This window comes from Streptomyces bikiniensis (assembly GCF_000716625.1).
GTDB classification, from domain to species: Bacteria; Actinomycetota; Actinomycetes; order Streptomycetales; family Streptomycetaceae; genus Streptomyces; species Streptomyces bikiniensis.
Genome location: NZ_JNXJ01000022.1, coordinates 198,638 through 214,274, shown reverse-complemented (window position 1 = coordinate 214,274; position 15,637 = coordinate 198,638). Strand labels below are relative to the sequence as shown.

The 15,637-nt window shown below is 72.1% G+C and carries 16 protein-coding genes; 7 read left to right on the top strand and 9 right to left on the bottom strand.

Features of this window, described 5'->3' with window-relative positions; genetic code table 11:
- Nucleotides 1-264: 264 nt before the first annotated feature.
- Nucleotides 265-936 carry a DNA-3-methyladenine glycosylase gene (locus tag OO47_RS19390; protein ID WP_030204869.1) on the bottom strand — a complete coding sequence of 224 codons (672 nt, stop codon included), beginning with the start codon at nucleotides 934-936 and terminating at the stop codon, nucleotides 265-267.
- Between the two features lie 87 nt (nucleotides 937-1,023).
- Here OO47_RS19390 and OO47_RS19385 point away from each other — a divergent pair, with 87 nt between their 5' ends.
- From OO47_RS19385 to OO47_RS19375, 3 genes are all read left to right on the top strand, one after another.
- The gene (locus OO47_RS19385; RefSeq protein WP_030204872.1) at nucleotides 1,024-1,806 is read left to right on the top strand and encodes a sporulation protein; all 783 of its coding nucleotides are present in this window, start codon (nucleotides 1,024-1,026) and stop codon (nucleotides 1,804-1,806) included.
- A gap of 84 nt (nucleotides 1,807-1,890) precedes the next feature.
- Complete coding sequence (locus OO47_RS19380) at nucleotides 1,891-2,430, top strand: YbhB/YbcL family Raf kinase inhibitor-like protein (protein WP_030204875.1); 540 nt, start codon at nucleotides 1,891-1,893, stop codon at nucleotides 2,428-2,430.
- Nucleotides 2,431-2,594: 164 nt separating this feature from the next.
- On the top strand, nucleotides 2,595-3,101 hold the full coding sequence (locus OO47_RS19375; protein WP_030204878.1) for an HNH endonuclease: 507 nt from the start codon (nucleotides 2,595-2,597) through the stop codon (nucleotides 3,099-3,101).
- Nucleotides 3,102-3,170: 69 nt separating this feature from the next.
- On the opposite strand, the gene OO47_RS19370 is transcribed toward OO47_RS19375, so the two are convergent.
- The 4 genes from OO47_RS19370 to OO47_RS19355 all read right to left on the bottom strand — a co-directional run bounded on the left by OO47_RS19370 (nucleotide 3,171) and on the right by OO47_RS19355 (nucleotide 6,368).
- A complete protein-coding gene (locus OO47_RS19370; RefSeq protein ID WP_030204881.1) occupies nucleotides 3,171-3,938 on the bottom strand; it encodes a sulfite exporter TauE/SafE family protein in 768 nt (255 codons plus the stop codon).
- A gap of 98 nt (nucleotides 3,939-4,036) precedes the next feature.
- Nucleotides 4,037-4,975: an SPFH domain-containing protein gene (locus OO47_RS19365; protein ID WP_030204884.1), complete on the bottom strand. Its 939-nt coding sequence runs from the start codon at nucleotides 4,973-4,975 to the stop codon at nucleotides 4,037-4,039.
- A 93-nt stretch (nucleotides 4,976-5,068) separates the two neighbouring features.
- Entirely contained in the window at nucleotides 5,069-5,500 is a 432-nt protein-coding gene (locus tag OO47_RS19360; RefSeq protein WP_030204885.1) for an NfeD family protein, read from the bottom strand.
- 70 nt (nucleotides 5,501-5,570) lie between these two features.
- Nucleotides 5,571-6,368: an ABC transporter ATP-binding protein gene (locus OO47_RS19355; protein ID WP_030204886.1), complete on the bottom strand. Its 798-nt coding sequence runs from the start codon at nucleotides 6,366-6,368 to the stop codon at nucleotides 5,571-5,573.
- Nucleotides 6,369-6,504: 136 nt separating this feature from the next.
- Here OO47_RS19355 and OO47_RS19350 point away from each other — a divergent pair, with 136 nt between their 5' ends.
- Nucleotides 6,505-7,209, top strand: a complete 705-nt coding sequence (locus tag OO47_RS19350; RefSeq protein WP_063831916.1) for a hypothetical protein — start codon at nucleotides 6,505-6,507, stop codon at nucleotides 7,207-7,209.
- A gap of 286 nt (nucleotides 7,210-7,495) precedes the next feature.
- Here OO47_RS19350 and OO47_RS19345 read toward each other — a convergent pair whose 3' ends face one another.
- The 3 genes from OO47_RS19345 to OO47_RS19335 form a co-directional block, all read right to left on the bottom strand.
- Nucleotides 7,496-7,756 carry a chaplin gene (locus OO47_RS19345; protein ID WP_030204892.1) on the bottom strand — a complete coding sequence of 87 codons (261 nt, stop codon included), beginning with the start codon at nucleotides 7,754-7,756 and terminating at the stop codon, nucleotides 7,496-7,498.
- 132 nt (nucleotides 7,757-7,888) lie between these two features.
- Nucleotides 7,889-8,533, bottom strand: a complete 645-nt coding sequence (locus OO47_RS19340; protein WP_030204894.1) for a response regulator — start codon at nucleotides 8,531-8,533, stop codon at nucleotides 7,889-7,891.
- Entirely contained in the window at nucleotides 8,526-9,671 is a 1,146-nt protein-coding gene (locus tag OO47_RS19335; RefSeq protein WP_030204895.1) for a GAF domain-containing sensor histidine kinase, read from the bottom strand. Before OO47_RS19335 ends, OO47_RS19340 begins: the two co-directional genes overlap by 8 nt.
- A 185-nt stretch (nucleotides 9,672-9,856) precedes the next feature.
- On the opposite strand from OO47_RS19335, the gene OO47_RS19330 reads away from it, so the two are divergent.
- The 3 genes from OO47_RS19330 (at nucleotide 9,857) to OO47_RS19320 (ending at nucleotide 12,843) form a co-directional block, all read left to right on the top strand.
- Nucleotides 9,857-10,669, top strand: a complete 813-nt coding sequence (locus tag OO47_RS19330; RefSeq protein ID WP_078489743.1) for an SDR family NAD(P)-dependent oxidoreductase — start codon at nucleotides 9,857-9,859, stop codon at nucleotides 10,667-10,669.
- The gene (locus tag OO47_RS19325; protein WP_051715136.1) at nucleotides 10,666-11,766 is read left to right on the top strand and encodes an S-adenosylmethionine:tRNA ribosyltransferase-isomerase; all 1,101 of its coding nucleotides are present in this window, start codon (nucleotides 10,666-10,668) and stop codon (nucleotides 11,764-11,766) included. Before OO47_RS19330 ends, OO47_RS19325 begins: the two co-directional genes overlap by 4 nt.
- A 291-nt stretch (nucleotides 11,767-12,057) precedes the next feature.
- A complete protein-coding gene (locus tag OO47_RS19320) occupies nucleotides 12,058-12,843 on the top strand; it encodes a transglycosylase SLT domain-containing protein (protein WP_030204899.1) in 786 nt (261 codons plus the stop codon).
- 69 nt (nucleotides 12,844-12,912) lie between these two features.
- On the opposite strand, the gene OO47_RS19315 is transcribed toward OO47_RS19320, so the two are convergent.
- A complete protein-coding gene (locus OO47_RS19315) occupies nucleotides 12,913-15,480 on the bottom strand; it encodes an ABC transporter ATP-binding protein/permease (protein ID WP_030204900.1) in 2,568 nt (855 codons plus the stop codon).
- Nucleotides 15,481-15,637 lie beyond the last annotated feature (157 nt).

Below are 15,637 nucleotides of genomic sequence, written 5' to 3'. Positions count from 1 at the left end.
CCTTCGGTCTTGCGTCTCCGACTCTATCAGATCTTTCCGACCCGATTTCCTCGGTGCTTTCCGGTCCCTTTCGCTTTCACTCCGGGGGCCTTCCGGCGTGGTCACTACTTTAGCGGATTTCTCCGGCGACTCATAATCGAGCCATTCGAAACGCATTACGGCATGCCGGAATACGCCCTCGCCGAGGGAATCTTCTTGAGTAGTGGATGGCCACTGCAGGGGGTGCTTGAACAAGCAGGCCCTGGTCCAGCGGCTCGGGCCACATTACGCACTTCGTCGGTCCGAGTCAAGGCCCTCCTTGTTCCTCTTGCGGGGGGTGTGGGCGCGGTACGGGCTGACCGTGGGGTCCCCGTCGATCCAGAAGCGCCAGGGATGCGGGGCGCCTTCGCCGCCGACCCCCGTGCGGGGGCCGCTGCGGACCAGGTCCGGGGCGGGCGGGGTGCCGGTGAGGACGGCGAGCGGGGCGGCCGGGCCGGCGCAGGCGTCCTCGCCGTTCAGGGAGAGCGCGACGTCGAGGGCGGTGGCCAGGCGCGCCGGGCCCTTGGCCAGCTCCTCGTCCTTGCGGGCCGAGCGGCGGCGGGGGCGGGCCTGCTCGGCGCCGCTCACGATCTCCCCCGCGCGCAGCAGGACCCCGCTCGCGCTGCCCACGGGGCCGCACACCAGGTTGAGGCAGTGCCACATGCCGTAGGTGAAGTACACGTACGCGTGTCCGGGCGGGCCGAACATGACGGCGTTGCGCGCCGTCTGCCCCCGGAAGGCGTGCGAGCCCGGGTCGATCGCGCCGGCGTACGCCTCCACCTCCGTGAGGCGCAGCTCGATCCGTCCTTCCTCCGTGGTGCGGACGAGGGTGCGCCCGAGGAGGTCCGGGGCCACCTCCAGGACGGGACGGTCGAAGAAGGACCGCGGGAGCGGCGTACGGTCGGGGCTCTCGTTCATGGCGTCCGAGCGTAGTGGGGACCGGCGCGGAACCGGTTACCGTCTTCGCGCGTATGTAGGGGTCAGGACCGAGAAGGAGTGAAAGCCATGGGATTCAAGAAGCTGCTCGCGAGCCTGGGTGCCGGCGGGGCCACCGTGGAGACGGTGCTCACCGAGGAGAACGTGGTCCCGGGCGGGGTCGTCCAGGGCGAGGTGCGGATCCAGGGCGGCAACGTCGACCAGCAGATCGAGGGGCTGTCCGTCGGGCTCCAGGCGCGCGTGGAGGTGGAGGGCGGCGACCAGGAGCAGAAGCAGGACATCGAGTTCGTGAAGGTGCGCCTCGGCGGGGCCTTCCAGGTGCAGGCCGGCGCGGTGCACGTGGTGCCGTTCGGCCTGGAGATCCCGTGGGAGACGCCGATCACCGCCGTGTCGGGGCAGCAGCTGCACGGCATGAACATCGGCGTGACCACGGAGCTGGAGATCGCGCGCGCCGTGGACTCCGGCGACCTGGACCCGATCAACGTGCACCCGCTGCCGGCGCAGCAGGCGATCCTGGACGCCTTCCTCCAGCTGGGCTTCCGCTTCAAGAGCGCGGACATGGAGCGGGGGCACATCCGGGGGACGCGGCAGAAGCTGCCCTTCTACCAGGAGATCGAGTTCTTCGCGCCGCAGCAGTACCACGGCCTGAACCAGGTCGAGGTCAGCTTCGTCGCCGACGACCGCGAGATGGACGTCGTCCTGGAGATGGACAAGAAGCCGGGTCTGTTCACCGAGGGCAGCGACTCCTACCGGTCCTTCAAGGTGGGGCTGCACGACTTCCACACCACCGATTGGGCGGCTTACCTGAACCAGTGGCTCGCCGAGGTCGGCGGCCGTCGCAACTGGCTCTAGGCTCGGGTCCGTAAGGCCGCCGGGGCCGTCGGGCCGCGAGGCAGGAGTGCCGCGGCGGCGACGGGCGATACGGAGGGTTTCTACGTGTCCGAGGGCAAGAGGGCGCCGCTCCCCCACGACTTCCATCCGCCGGTGGCGGCGTTCACGGTGGTGAGCGACGACATCGCGCCGGGCGGGGTCCTGAAGGACGCTCAGGTGTACGCGGAGGGGAACGCCTCGCCGCAGCTGCGGTGGGAGGGTTTCCCGGCGGAGACCAAGAGCTTCGCCGTCACCTGCTTCGATCCGGACGCCCCGACGGGCAGCGGGTTCTGGCACTGGGTGCTGTTCGACATCCCGGCGTCGGTGACGGAGCTGCCGGCCGGGGCCGGTTCGGGTGCGTTCGAGGGGCTGCCGGCCGGTGCCGTGCACGCCCGCAACGACTACGGCGCGAAGGAGTTCGGCGGCGCGGCTCCCCCGGAGGGGGATCCGGCGCACCGTTACGTCTTCACGGTGTACGCGGTGGACAGCGAGAAGCTGGGGCCGGACGCCGACGCCTCGCCGGCGGTGGTCGGTTTCAATCTGCGGTTCCACACGCTGGGCCGTGCGCAGTTGGTCGGTGAGTACGCGGCTCCTGCCGCGGGCTGATCGTTCGTTTGTTGTTTGCCCGCTTCTGGTCTTGGAGAGATCAGAAGCGGGCACCTTTTGTTTCGCGAGAAATTGCGTTGTCCGACCCGGCCGGCCCGGCCATCGTTGATCCAAGCCCGAAGTCCCGTACGGGGGGCCGGGCCGGCACACGGGAGGTGGGCAACATGCGGGACACGCTGGTACTCAACGCGAGCTTCGAGCCGCTTTCGACGGTCACTCTGAACCGTGCGGTGGTGCTCGTGCTGCAGGACAAGGCCGTCGTCGAGCAGGCCCATCCCGAGCTGCGGGTGCGCGGTGCCGCCGTCGATCTGCCGGTGCCCCGGGTGATCAGACTCTGCCGGTACGTCCGGGTGCCCTTCCGAAGACAGGCCCCGTGGTCGAGACGGGGGGTGCTGGTCCGGGACCAGCACCGGTGCGCGTACTGCGGGAAGCGGGCGACCACGGTCGACCACGTCGTGCCGAGGGCCCAGGGGGGCGAGGACACCTGGCTGAACACGGTGGCGTCCTGTGCCGAGGACAACCACCGCAAGGCCGACCGGACGCCGGAGCAGGCGGGGATGCCGCTGCTGCACCAGCCGTTCGAGCCGACCCCGGCGGACGCGATGCTGCTCGCGCTGCGGGCGAGCGAGCGGTCCGCGCTGCCGGAGTGGCTGGCGAACTCGGCCGCGTAGTCCGCGTACCCGCGGATTCGATCCGTATGCGAGGGCCCGTCTCCCCGGTGGGAGGCGGGCCCTTCCGTGTCACTTGAGGGTCAGTTGGAGGATGGCGACGACGCCGACGGCGATGATCACCCCGCGCAGGACGGCGGGCGAGAGCCTGCGGCCGACCTTGGCGCCGAGCTGGCCGCCGATCGTGGAGCCGACGGCGATGAGCAGGACGGCCGTCCAGTCGAACTCCGCCACGAAGAGGAAGAAGACGGCGGCGACGCCGTTGACGAGGGCTCCGAGGATGTTCTTGACGGCGTTGACGCGCTGGAGGTCGTCGTGGAGCAGCAGGCCCATGAGGGAGAGGTAGAGGACGCCCTGGGCGGCGCCGAAGTACCCGCCGTACATGCTGGCGAGGAGGAGGCCGACGAGGAGGGCGGGGCCGCCGTCGGGGTGTGCCTCGGACCCGGTCCGCTCGCGTCGGCGCTGCACGGCCGCCGCGATGCGGGGCTGGAGGAGGACCAGGACGAGGGCGAGTCCGATGAGGACGGGGACGATCGCGTCGAAGGCGTCGGACGGGAGGGCGAGGAGCAGGATCGCGCCGACGAGGCCGCCGGCGAGGGCGGCGGCGCCGAGGCGGAGGACGCGCTTCTTCTGGCCCTTGAGTTCGCGGCGGTAGCCGATGGCGCCGCTGACGGAGCCGGGGACGAGGCCGAGGGCGTTGGAGACGTTGGCGGTGATCGGTGGCAGTCCGGTCGCGAGGAGGACCGGGAACGTGATCAGCGTTCCCGATCCCACGATCGTGTTGATGGTGCCGGCGCCGATGCCGGCGGCGAAGACCGCCAGGGCTTCCCAGAGGGACAACGCCTTCTCCTTACAGGATCGGTGGATCGCCTCCCCGCTCCGGGGTCGCCGGGGTCGAGGGGCTCGTACCGATCATGCACGAGAATTACGTGTACGTGTCAGTCAACCGGCGGTTCGTCTCGCCTTTCGGGCGCGCCCGTCTTGGTGTTGAAGCCGGGGGCGCCCGAGCCGATGTTTCCGAAGGCGCCGGAGAGGCCCTTGAGGGCGTCGCCGATCTCGCTGGGCACGATCCAGAGCTTGTTGGCGTCGCCCTCGGCGATCTTCGGGAGCATCTGGAGGTACTGGTAGGAGAGGAGCTTCTGGTCGGGGTCGCCGGCGTGGATGGCCTCGAAGACCGTGCGGACGGCCTGGGCCTCGCCCTCGGCGCGCAGCGCGGCGGCCTTGGCCTCGCCCTCGGCGCGGAGGATCTGCGACTGCTTCTCGCCCTCGGCGGTGAGGATCGCGGACTGGCGTGTGCCCTCGGCGGTGAGGATGGCGGCGCGCTTGTCGCGCTCGGCGCGCATCTGCTTCTCCATCGAGTCCTGGATGGAGGTCGGGGGCTCGATCGCCTTGAGCTCGACGCGGTTGACGCGGATGCCCCACTTGCCGGTGGCCTCGTCGAGGACGCCGCGCAGGGCCGCGTTGATCTCCTCGCGGGAGGTGAGGGTCCGCTCCAGGTCCATGCCGCCGATGATGTTGCGGAGGGTGGTGACGGTGAGCTGCTCGATGGCCTGGATGTAGCTGGCGACCTCGTAGGTGGCGGCCCGGGCGTCGGTGACCTGGTAGTAGATGACCGTGTCGATGTTCACGACCAGGTTGTCCTGGGTGATGACCGGCTGCGGCGGGAAGGGGACGACCTGTTCGCGCAGGTCGATCCGGTTGCGGATGGAGTCGATGAACGGGACGACGATGTTCAGTCCGGCGTTGAGCGTGCGGGTGTAGCGGCCGAAGCGCTCGACGATCGCCGCGCTCGCCTGCGGGATGACCTGGATCGTCTTGATCAGGGCGATGAAGACGAGCACCACCAGAATGATCAGGACGATGATGACTGCTGACATCGTGTTCCCCGTGCCCTTCGCTGCCGGTTGACTGCCGGTTTGCTTTCGATGATCGAGTCTCGCAGACGCCGGAACGTCATGGGCGAGGTTCGGTCACATGATCACGGCGGTAGCGCCGTCGATCTCGACGACGTCGACCTGTTCGCCCGGTTCGAAGGTCTGTCCGGCGTCGAGCGCGCGGGCGGACCAGACCTCTCCGGCGAGTTTGATGCGGCCCCCGCCGGTGGCGTCGATCCGTTCCAGGACGACGGCCTGACGTCCCTTCAGGGCGTCGACGCCGCTGGAGAGTCCGGGTCCGTCGCCCCGGTGGCGGGCGGCGAGGGGGCGTACCACCGCGATGAGCGCCACGGAGACGGCGACGAAGACGAGTACTTGGGGAACGATGCCGAAGCCGAGGGCGGCGGTCACCGCTCCCGCGACCGCCCCCACGGAGAACATGCCGAACTCCGGCATCGCGGTGAGGACCAGGGGAATGCCGAGTCCCACCGCGACGATCAGCCACCACACCCACGCGTCGATGTCCACCCGTTCATGGTAGGGCGGCGGGTGCTTCCGGGACAGGGCGCGGTGCTGTGCGGTCACGGCGCCCGGCCGGTCACTTCAGCGGCAGGCCGCGGGCGGTCCAGCGGTCCTCCAGGCGCTCGACGACGAGCGGGAGGCCGAAGCAGAGGGAGAGGTTGCGGGAGGTGAGCTCGGTCTCGACGGGACCGGCGGCGAGCACCTTGCCCTGACGGATCATCAGGACGTGGGTGAAGCCGGGGGCGATCTCCTCGACGTGGTGGGTGACCATGATCATGGAGGGGGCGTACGGGTCGCGGGCGAGGCGGCCGAGTCGGCGGACCAGGTCCTCGCGGCCGCCGAGGTCGAGGCCGGCGGCGGGCTCGTCGAGGAGGAGGAGCTCGGGGTCGGTCATCATCGCGCGGGCGATCAGGGTGCGCTTGCGCTCGCCCTCGGAGAGGGTGCCGAACCTGCGGTCCAGGTAGTCGTTCATGCCGAGGCGGTCGAGGAAGGCCTTGGCGCGGTCCTCGTCGACCGGGTCGTAGTCCTCGTTCCAGGTGGCGGTCATGCCGTACGCGGCGGTGAGGACGGTCTGCAGGACGGTCTGGCGCTTGGGGAGCTTCTCGGCCATGGCGATGCCGGCCATGCCGATGCGGGGGCGGAGTTCGAAGACGTCGGTGCCGACGCCGCCGAGCTGCTCGCCCAGGATGCGGGCGGTGCCCTTGGTGGGGAAGAGGTAGCTGGAGGCGACGTTCAGGAGGGTGGTCTTGCCGGCGCCGTTGGGGCCGAGGATCACCCAGCGTTCCCCCTCCTTGACCGACCAGGAGACGTCGTCCACCAGAGCCCGTCCGTCGCGGACCACGGATACGTCCACCAGCTCCAGTACATCGCTCATGAGCGCGTTGTCTCCCCTTGCGGTCGAGTGTCGTCGCCTTGCGCCGGCGGGCGCGGCGTCCAGGGGAAAACCTACGTTATCGCCGGAGCGGGCCGGACAGGCCCTGGTGTTTCCCCCGAGTCCTTAGTCTGGGGGGATGCTTTCGGAACCACGCTCAGGACGTCTGGCCGCCTGGGGCAATGCCCTGCTGGCCGGGGCGGTGTCGCCGGACGAGGCGGCCATGGCCATTGTCGGGGAGGACGCGGTGCACCGCGTGGAGGGGCTGCCGGGTGAGGCGGGGCCGGTGGGGCTGACGCTGGCCCTGGGGCGGCTGCGGCGGCTCGGGGTGACCGGGTGGCGGGTGGCGCTGCCGGCGCCGGGCCATCCGCTGGGGCTGAGCGGGCCGCCGGACTTCAACGCGCGCGCGTTGGAGGCGGAGGAGGCGGTGGTGGGCTTCGGCGCGCCGTACGGTCTCGTGCCGGAGGTCTCGGAGGCGGGTCCGGCGGGGGACGTGCACGTGGAGGTGGTGTGGCGCTGTCTCGCGGTGCGGGAGGCGCCGCCGGCGGACGTGCCGTCGCTCGGCGAGGCGGAACGGGAGCTGGCGGAGGCGCTGCGGGACGCGACGGCGGTGCTGACCCGGCTCGACGTGGCGGCCTCGGGCCCGGCGGTGGAGGTGGCGCGGGAGGCGTACCGGGCGCGGTCGGAGGTGGGCCGCGAGGTCCTGGCCCCGGGCTACCCGCCGCGCGCGGTCCGGGCGGCGCGGGGGGAGGCGCTGCGGCCGGTGGAGCGGGTGGCGCGGCGGGCGCAGGTCGCCGCCTACAACGCGTACGTGGAGGAACGGGAGCGGGACCGAGGGTTCTGAGGCCCGGGGCGGGGCGCGGGGGGCGGCGCGGGGGGAGGCGCTGCGGCCGGTGGAGCGGGTGGCGCGGCGGGCGCAGGTCGCCGCCTACAACGCGTACGTGGAGGAACGGGAGCGGGACCGGGGGTTCTGAGGCCCGGGGCGGGGTCGGCGCGGCGGCTCTGGTGGGCGGAGCCGCTGTGGTCGGCGCGGCGGCTCTGGTCGGCGGAGCCGCTGTGGTCGGTGGGGAAAAGGGAAACCCCCGGCCCCCGGGGGGATCGTCCGGGGGGCGGGGGCGTTCGGCGGCGGGTCAGTCGTTGACGGCGCCGTTGCCGAAGGCCGGGTTGAGCAGGCCGATCACGTTGACCGTGTTGCCGGAGACGTTCACGGGGACGTGGACCGGGACCTGCACCGCGTTGCCGGAGGCGACGCCCGGGGAGTGGACGGCCGCGGCCTCGGCACCCGCGTCGGCGGAGGCGACGCCCGCACCGGCGGCGACGATGCCACCGGTGACCATGGTGAGGGCAGCGGCCTTCTTGAACTTGTTCACTTGGTGATTCCTCCTGGTCATCACTGCGGGCGATCCGCCGCAGCATGCCCTGGAGAACGCCCCGCTCCCCGGGAGGTTGCGCCGAACGGGGGACGTACACACGACGGTATGAAGGGGTGAACGGTCGTGCGCCCGGCGCGCACGGGGGGCGCGTCAGCGGGTGAGGCCGTGGCGCACCGCCCAGAGGGCCGCCTGGGTGCGGTCCGCGAGGTCGAGCTTCATCAGGATGTTCGAGACGTGCGTCTTGACCGTCTTCTCGGAGAGGACGAGGGCGCGGGCGATCTCGCGGTTGGAGCGCCCGTCCGCGATCAGGCCGAGGACCTCCCGCTCCCGTTCGGTGAGGGACGGCCCCCGGCCCGTACCGCCGTGGGAGTCGTCCGGGGAGAGGAGCGCGCCGGCGACCTCGGGCTGGAGCAGGACGTGTCCGGCGTGGACGGAGCGGATCGCGCCGGCCAGGGCGTCGGGGTCGATGTCCTTGTAGACGTATCCGGAGGCGCCGGCGCGGAGGGCCGGGACGACCGTTCGCTGCTCGGTGAAGCTGGTGACGATCAGGACCCTGGCGGGGTTGGCGAGCCCGCGGAGCCGCCTCAGGGCCTCGATCCCGTCCGTACCGGGCATCTTCACGTCCATGAGGACCACGTCGGGGCGGAGTTCCTCGGCGCGGGCGACGCCCTCGTCGCCGTCGCCGGCCTCCCCCACGACCTCTATGTCGTCCTGCACCTCCAGGAAGGTGCGCAGGCCTCGGCGGACGACCTGGTGGTCGTCCACCAGCAGGACGCGGATGGGCTTGTCAGCCACCGGGGACCTCCATCTCGATCGTGGTGCCCTCGCCCGGGGCCGAGGTCACGGTGAGCCGTCCGCCGACGCCGCCCGCCCGGTCCCGCATGGAGACCAGGCCGAGGTGGCGTCCGGCGCTGCGGACCGTACGCGGGTCGAAACCCTTGCCGTCGTCGGTGACGGTGAGCCGGGCGCCCCGGCCGTCGCGGGTGAGGGAGACCCGGACCAGCTTCGCGTCCGCGTGCCGCAGGGCGTTGTGCAGGGCCTCCTGGGCGACCCGGAGGACGGCCTCCTCCTGGGCGGCCGGCAGGGCGCGGACGCCGGGGCTCTCGAAGGTGACCCGGGCGGAGTGGGCGCGGTCCAGGACCTGGATCTGGGTGCGCAGGGTGTGGACGAGGCCGTCCTCGTCCAGGGCGGCGGGGCGCAGCTCGACGACGGCGGCGCGCAGCTCGTCGGCGGCCTCGGCGGCGAGCGCGGCGACCTGCTGGAGCTCGCCCTTGGCGCGGACCGGGTCGCGGTCCACGAGGGCGGCGGCGGCCTGGGCGGTCAGCCGGAGCGAGAACAGCTTCTGGCTGACGGCGTCGTGCAGCTCGTGGGCGAGGCGGGAGCGCTCCTCGGCGATGGTGAGTTCGCGGCTGCGCTCGTACAGGCGCGCGTTGGTGAGGGCGATGGCGGCGTGCTGGGCGAGGATCGAGAGCAGGGCCTCGTCGTCGGCGGTGAAGCCGCAGCGGCCGTCCTCCCTGGGGCAGCGCTTGTTGGCGAGGAAGAGGGCGCCGATGATCTCGTCGCCGTCCCGGACGGGCAGGCCGATGAAGTCGGACATCTCGGGGTGGGCGGCGGGCCAGCCCTCGAAGCGGGGGTCCTCGCGGACGTCGGCGAGCCGCTCGGGCTCGGCCTTGTGGAGCATCGAGGCGAGGATGCCGTGCTGGCGGGGCAGCGGGCCGATCGCCCGCCACTGCTCGTCGCTGACGCCGTCGACCACGAACTGGGCGAAGCCGCCGTGGTCGTCGGGGACGCCGAGGGCCGCGTACTCGGCGTCGAGGAGCTCGCGGGCCGAGGCCACGATCGTCTTGAGGACGTCGCGGACCTCCAGGTGGCGGCTCATCGCCAGGAGGGCGGTGCTCACGGCGGCCAGGCCGGAGCTGGGTCGATGGCTCATGTGTTCACCGTACCGGCGGGGTGTGACCGTCCGTATCCGTCCGGGGACGAGGCCGGGGCGGGTCCCGGGACCTAGGTCGAAGTGCCCTCGGCGGTCCGGGCGCGGGGACGAGGCGGCGGGCGGGGGCCGCGCCGGAGGGTGGAGCCGTCGGTGTCCGAGCGGATGGACGGAAAGGGGCGGTGGCCATGGCTGTCGCGATCGTGACGGGGGCGTCGAAGGGGCTGGGCCTGGCCCTGGCCCACGGGCTTGCGGGACGAGGCTGGGACCTCGTGCTCGACGCCCGGACGGCGGACGTCCTCGAGGAGGGCGCGGCGGCGGTCCGCGCGGCGCACGGGACGCGGGTGGTGGCGCTGCCCGGGGACGTCCGGGACGCGGTCCACCGGCGGGAGCTGGTGGCGGCGGCTCGGCGGCTCGGCGGGCTCGACCTGCTGGTGAACAACGCGAGCGCCCTGGGGGCCGCGCCGCTGGTGCGTCTGGAGGAGCAGCCGCTGGAGGGCCTGCGGGAGGCCCTGGAGACGAACGTGGTGGCGGTCCTCGGCCTCGTGCAGGAGGGGCTGCCGGTGCTGCGGGAGAGCGGGGCGGGGGCGGTGGTCGTGGTCAGCTCGGACGCGGCGGTGGAGGCGTACGGGACGTGGGGCGGGTACGGGGCGTCGAAGGCGGCGGCCGACCTGCTGGCGGCGGTGCTCGCGGTGGAGGAGCCGGGGCTGCGGGTGTGGGCGGTGGATCCGGGGGACATGGAGACGGACCTGTACGCGGCGGCGGACCCGTCGGGGGTCGGCGGGCGGCCGAGTCCGGAGTCCGTGGTGCCGGGGCTCCTCTCCCTCCTCGACCGGCGTCCGGCGAGCGGGCGGTACGGGGTGGCGGGGGCGGCGTCGCCGGAGACGGTGGCGCCCGGGTCCGCGTCCCCGCCTGCGCCCGTGCCCGCGTCTGGTTCTGCTGGTTCTGCTGGTTCTGCGCCCGCGCACGCGCACGCGAGGACCACGGGGCCGGGCCGGTGAGCGTCGTGGTGGACGGGCTCGAAGGGCTGCGCGTGCCGGAGGAGCTGTCGGCCCGGGTGCCGGCCGAGCAGCGGGGGCCGGGGCGCGGCCGGGACGACGTGCGGCTGCTGGTGTCGCGGGGCGAGGTGGTGTCGCACCACGTCTTCCGGGAGCTGCCGTCACTGCTGCGGGCCGGGGACGCGCTCGTCGTCAACACGTCGCCGACGCTGGCGGCGGCGGTGGACGGGCGGCTCGGGCCCGAGCCGGGCGGGGAGCCGGTGGTGGTGCACTTCTCGACGCGGGGCGACGACGGGCGGTGGGCGGTGGAGCTGCGCTCGCCGGAGCCGTCGGGCAGTACGCGCCCGCGTGCGGGCGGCCCGGCGGGGGCGGTCGTGCGGCTGCCGGGCGGGGGGCGGATCGAGCTGGCGGGGCCGCTGGTGCCGGGGAGCGGGCGGCTGTGGTGGGCGCGGGCGTACGGGGACGTGCCGGGGCTGCTCGGGCGGTACGGGCGGCCGATCCGGTACGGGTACACGGAGCGGGACCAGCCGCTGTCCGCGTACCAGACGGTCTTCGCGCGCCCCTCCCCCGGCGGTGGGGGCTCGGCGGAGATGCCGAGCGCGGGGCGGCCCTTCACGGCGCGGCTCGTGGCGGAGCTGGAGGCGCGGGGCGTGCGGATCGCCCCGCTCTCCCTTCATACGGGGGTGGCGTCGGCGGAGGCGCACGAGCCGCCGTACCCGGAGCGCTTCGAGGTCCCGGCGGCGACGGCGGCCCTGGTGAACGCGGCGCGGGACGGCGGGGGGCGCGTGATCGCGGTGGGGACGACCGTGGTGCGGGCGCTGGAGTCGGCGGTGCCGGAGGGCGGCGGGCGGGTGCGGGAGGTCCGGGGCTGGACCGATCTGGTCGTGACGCCCGCGCGGGGCGTGCGGGTGGTGGACGGGCTGCTCACCGGGCTGCACGAGCCGGAGGCCTCGCACCTGCTGATGCTGGAGGCCGTCGCCGGGCGGGCGGCGCTGCGGAGCGCGTACGCCGCGGCGGTGAGGGACCGCTACCTCTGGCACGAGTTCGGGGACGTCCATCTCCTCCTTCGGGAGGAGAAGGCTCACCGTATGCATTGCTGAAGCAACTCGGGGTGAGTTCGAGGCCTCCCCCGTGTGAGGCCGGGCATAGGACCCACGTCACTTACGAAGCCGCTTAGTGGAGACCTCAAGGTCGGATAAGGACGGAGAAAAACGGGCACACGGGACGTCCTGCGGACCCCTCCCGGCCCCCCGGTCCACTATCCGGCTTCGTACGTCACACCTTTGCCACCAGATTTTGCTGCCGCTAAGAATTGCATCCGTCGCCGCCGAGTGAGGCGTGTGCCGCCCCCGGCCGGAGCGACCCCCAGCGATTCGAAGAGGTAGTCCTGCATGTCTGCGAACACCCCTGGCCACAGTCGTCGTGGTCTGAAGAAGACCCACAAGGCCACGATCGCCGGCGTCGCCGCTCTGGGCGCCGCGGCTCTCACGCTCTCCCTGGTTCCCGGTAACGGTTCCACCGAGACCGAGCCCCAGGCTCTCTCCACCGGTACTCAGAAGGTCGCGTGGTCCTACGACGCGAACAGCACCCAGGCCAAGGCGCTGGCCGCCGGCCTCAACGAGCAGCAGACCGCCCTCGGTCTGAAGGCCCAGCAGGAGGCCAGGGCCAAGGCGAACCTCGCCGCCCAGGCGAAGGCCGCCGCCGAGGCCAAGGCCGCGAAGGCGAAGGCCGTCTCCCAGGCCAAGGCCGCCGCGAAGGCCAAGGCCGCCGCGAAGGCGAAGGCCCAGGCCGCCGCCAAGAAGCGCGCCGCCGAGAAGGCCGCCGCAAACCGCTCCGTCACCCGCACCCCGGTCTTCGCGAACAACCTCGACGGCTGGATCCGCGAGGCGCTGTTCATCATGGACAAGCACGACATCCCGGGCAGCTACGCGGGCATCCACCGCAACATCATGCGCGAGTCCTCCGGCAACCCGCGCGCCATCAACAACTGGGACATCAACGCCATCAACGGCATCCCCTCGAAGGGTCTGCTCCAGGTCATCCAGCCGACCTTCGAGCGGTACCACGTCAAGGGCACCAAGTTCGACCTGTACGACCCGGTCGCCAACATCGTCGCGGCCTGCAACTACGCCGCCGACCGCTACGGCTCGATGGACAACGTCAACAGCGCGTACTGATCGCGCACCGGTACGCCGAAGGGCGGCACCCCGCACGGGATGCCGCCCTCGGACGCGTTCGCCCCCCGGTTACTTGCGCATGACCTCGGGCTCGTGGCGGCGCAGCAGCCGCGCCACGACGACGCAGAAGACGACCGCCATCAGGAGTTGGACGCCGAGGTCCATGCCCCACTGGCCGGCCGTGTGCTCCCACAGGGGGTCGGTGTCCGTGGGGTTCTTCGGGTCCCACGGCGGCATGAGGCGGGCCAGGTCGAGGGTGGTGCCGGCGCCGGCGATGCCCCAGCGGGACGGCATCAGCCAGGCGAACTGCTCCAGGCCGGGCGAGCCGTACACCTGGAACAGGATGCCGGTGAAGACGACCTGGACGATCGCGAACATCACCAGGAGCGGCATGGTCTTCTCGGCGGTCTTCACGAGCGCGGAGATGACCAGGCCGAACATCATCGAGGTGAGGCCCAGGGCGATGACCTGGACGCACAGCTCGACGGCCGGCGGCATGAAGAGGCCCTCCTCGGGCAGCGCCCGGGTGGAGAAGCCGATGCCGCAGATGATGACGCCCTGGAAGGCCGTGATCAGACCCAGGACGATGACCTTGGACATCAGGTACGCGGAGCGGGAGAGGCCGGTGGCGCGCTCCCGTTCGTAGATGACCCGTTCCTTGATCAGTTCGCGGACCGAGTTGGCGGCGCCGCTGAAGCACATGCCGACCGCGAGGATCAGCATGATCGTGCCGGCGTCGCCGTTGAAGCGGGACGGCGGGGTCGGCGAGCCGAGGCCGAAGTCGGCCGGGATGACGACCGAGACCGCGCCGAGGACGGCCGGCAGGATCACCATCAGGCCCAGGAAGCCCTTGTCGGACGCGATCACCGAGACGTAGCGGCGGATCAGGGTCCACAGCTGGGAGCCCCAGCTCTGCGGCTTCGGCGGGCGGGACATCGCCTGCTGCGGCACCTGGACGGGCTGGGCGGCGACGGCGTCGATGTCCGCGGCGTACAGCTGGTAGTGCTGCGAGCCCTTCCAGCGGCCCGCCCAGTCGTAGTCGCGGTAGTTCTCGAAGGCGGAGAAGACGTCGGCCCAGGTGGAGTAGCCGAAGAAGTTCAGCGCCTCCTCCGGCGGGCCGAAGTACGCCACCGAGCCGCCGGGCGCCATCACGAGGAGCTTGTCGCACAGGCCCAGCTCGGCCACCGAGTGGGTGACGACGAGGACCGTGCGGCCGTCGTCGGCGAGGCCGCGGAGCAGCTGCATGACGTCGCGGTCCATGCCCGGGTCGAGGCCGGAGGTCGGCTCGTCCAGGAAGATCAGCGAGGGCTTGGTGAGGAGCTCCAGGGCCACGGAGACGCGCTTGCGCTGGCCGCCGGAGAGGGAGGTGACCTTCTTCTCCTTGTGGATGTCGAGCTTGAGCTCGCGCAGCACCTCGTCGATGCGGGCCTCGCGCTCGGCGGTCGCGGTGTCGCCGGGGAAGCGGAGCTTGGCCGCGTAGCGCAGCGCCTTCTGGACGGTCAGCTCCTTGTGCAGGATGTCGTCCTGCGGGACCAGGCCGATGCGCTGGCGCAGCTCGGCGAACTGCTTGTAGAGGCTCCGGTTGTCGTAGAGGACGTCGCCCTCGTTGGCCGGGCGGTAGCCGGTCAGCGCCTTGAGGAGCGTGGACTTGCCGGAGCCGGACGGGCCGATGACGCCGATCAGCGACTTCTCCGGGACGCCGAAGGTGACGTCCTTGAGGATCTGCTTGCCGCCGTCGACCGTGACCGTGAGGTGGCGGGCCGAGAAGGAGACCGAGCCGGTGTCGACGAACTCTTCCAGCTGGCCGCCGACGATGCGGAAGGTCGAGTGGCCGACGCCGACGATGTCCTGCGGGCCGAGGAGGGCGGTGCCGCCCTTGGCGATCGGCTGGCCGTTGACGTACGTGCCGTTGTGCGAGCCGAGGTCGCGGATCTCGAAGCGCCCGTCGGGCGTCGCGTGGAACTCGGCGTGGTGCCGCGAGACCTGGAGGTCGGAGACGACGAGTTCGTTCTCCAGGGCGCGGCCGATGCGCATGACGCGGCCGAGCGACAGCTCGTGGAACGTGGTGGGGCTGCGGTCGGAGTAGGCCGACGACGCCCCCGCGGCGGCGCCGGGGTGACCGTGTCCCTGCTGGTGCGGGACCTGCGGCTGCGCGGGCTGCTGCTGCCAGCCGGCCTGCTGCGGCTGCGGGGCCTGGTGCTGCGGCGGTGCCTGGTGGGTGGCCCACTCGGCCTGCTCCGCGGCCTGGTGGGCCGGGACGGGCTGGGCCACCGGCGGCCGGTGGTGCGCCGGCTGCTGCTGCACGGGCTGCTGGGGCTGGTGTCCGGCCTGGGCTCCGGCGGCGAGATTCAGCCGCGGGCCGTCGGTCGCGTTGCCCAGGTGGACGGCCGAGCCGGGGCCGATCTCCATCTGGTGGATCCGCTGCCCCTGGACGAACGTGCCGTTCGTGGAGCCGTGGTCCTCGATGACCCAGCTCCGGCCGCCCCAGCTGATCGTGGCGTGGCGCCACGAGACCCTGGCGTCGTCGATGACCAGGTCTCCCTGCGGGTCCCGGCCCACGGTGTACGACCTGGACGGATCGAGGGTCCAGGTCCTTCCATTCAATTCCAGTACGAGTTCTGGCACTCCACGCCCCACTACTTGTCCCCCGATGTACCCCCGTCGCTGGGAGTCCAGGGATGGCGAACATCCGGGGGGAACTATTTCAGGCCCGGTCCCCTCTCGGAAAGTCGGGGCGCGGGCCGGGGCGGCGCGGGCCGCCCGGGGCCCGGGTGTCCGGTACGCGGGACGGGGG

Excerpts from the sequence above, each read along its gene's own strand:
- OO47_RS19390 (WP_030204869.1), bottom strand. The coding sequence starts at position 936 with ATGAACGAGAGCCCCGACCGTACGCCGCTCCCGCGGTCCTTCTTCGAC.
- OO47_RS19385 (WP_030204872.1), top strand. The coding sequence starts at position 1,024 with ATGGGATTCAAGAAGCTGCTCGCGAGCCTGGGTGCCGGCGGGGCCACC.
- OO47_RS19375 (WP_030204878.1), top strand. The coding sequence starts at position 2,595 with ATGCGGGACACGCTGGTACTCAACGCGAGCTTCGAGCCGCTTTCGACG.
- OO47_RS19365 (WP_030204884.1), bottom strand. The coding sequence starts at position 4,975 with ATGTCAGCAGTCATCATCGTCCTGATCATTCTGGTGGTGCTCGTCTTC.
- OO47_RS19355 (WP_030204886.1), bottom strand. The coding sequence starts at position 6,368 with ATGAGCGATGTACTGGAGCTGGTGGACGTATCCGTGGTCCGCGACGGA.
- OO47_RS19350 (WP_063831916.1), top strand. The coding sequence starts at position 6,505 with ATGCTTTCGGAACCACGCTCAGGACGTCTGGCCGCCTGGGGCAATGCC.
- OO47_RS19345 (WP_030204892.1), bottom strand. The coding sequence starts at position 7,756 with ATGACCAGGAGGAATCACCAAGTGAACAAGTTCAAGAAGGCCGCTGCC.
- OO47_RS19335 (WP_030204895.1), bottom strand. The coding sequence starts at position 9,671 with ATGAGCCATCGACCCAGCTCCGGCCTGGCCGCCGTGAGCACCGCCCTC.
- OO47_RS19330 (WP_078489743.1), top strand. The coding sequence starts at position 9,857 with ATGGCTGTCGCGATCGTGACGGGGGCGTCGAAGGGGCTGGGCCTGGCC.
- OO47_RS19320 (WP_030204899.1), top strand. The coding sequence starts at position 12,058 with ATGTCTGCGAACACCCCTGGCCACAGTCGTCGTGGTCTGAAGAAGACC.